Origin of the sequence: Aequorivita vitellina, assembly GCF_022008365.1 — a bacterium.
Classification (GTDB): Bacteria; Bacteroidota; Bacteroidia; order Flavobacteriales; family Flavobacteriaceae; genus Aequorivita; species Aequorivita vitellina.
Genome location: NZ_JAIRBA010000095.1, coordinates 1 through 1,107, shown reverse-complemented (window position 1 = coordinate 1,107; position 1,107 = coordinate 1). Strand labels below are relative to the sequence as shown.

The following is a 1,107-nucleotide window of genomic DNA, read 5'->3' as shown; positions in this document are numbered from 1 at the left end:
TACTGGCTGGCAAACAGCCACTGGAAATTGGTTACAAGCAGACAACGGATCTGTTACCGTAACCGTGGAAGTACAGGTTGAAACATTTCCGTTTAAATCGGTAATGGTTAATGTAATCGTGTTTGGACCTACGTCTGCACAGGTAAATGTGGATTTGTCAATTGTCGTGGTTGCGATTCCGCAGTTATCTGTACTGCCATTTTCGATGTCAGCTGCAGTGATAGTGGCATTGCCGGTGGCATCCAATTGAATCGTAAACGGTGCGGCACAGTTTGCTACTGGTGCTACGTTGTCTTCTACGGTTACAACTGTTGTACAAGTTGAAACATTTCCATTTACATCGGTTACTGTTAAGGTAATCGTATTCGGACCTACATCTGCACAGGTGAATGTGGATTTGTCTATTGTCGTGGTTGCGATTCCACAGGCATCGGTGCTTCCAGCATCAATATCTCCAACGGTGATGCTCGCGTTTCCGGTTGCATCCAATTGAATCGTAAACGGTGCAGCACAATTTGCGATTGGTGCTACGTTGTCTTCAACGGTTACCACTGTTGTACAGGTTGAAACATTTCCGTTTACATCGGTTACGGTTAAGGTAATCGTGTTTGGACCTACATCTGCACAGGTGAATGTGGATTTGTCTATTGTGGTTGTTGCGATTCCACAGGCATCAGTGCTTCCTGCGTCAATATCGCCAACAGTGATGCTTGCGTTTCCTGTGGCATCCAATTGAATCGTAAACGGTGCAGCGCAATTTGCTACTGGCGCAACGTTGTCTTCAACGGTTACCACTGTTGTACAGGTTGAAACGTTTCCGTTTACATCGGTTACGGTTAAGGTAATCGTGTTTGGACCTACGTCTGCACAAGTGAATGTTGACTTGTCAATTGTCGTGGTTGCGATACCGCAGGCATCAGTGCTTCCAGCGTCAATATCGCCAACGGTGATGCTGGCATTGCCGGTGGCATCTAATTGAATCGTAAACGGTGCGGCACAATTTGCGATTGGTGCTTCGGTATCATTTATTGTTACATCAAAACTACAAGTTGATTGAAGTCCAGCTCCATCAGTTACGACAAAAGTGTTGGTGGTTGTTCCCACAGG

At 45.9% G+C, this 1,107-nt stretch carries 1 pseudogene; it reads right to left on the bottom strand.

From position 1 onward, the window contains the following. Positions 1-1,107 (bottom strand): annotated as a pseudogene (locus K8089_RS16105) (hypothetical protein); the annotation flags it as partial.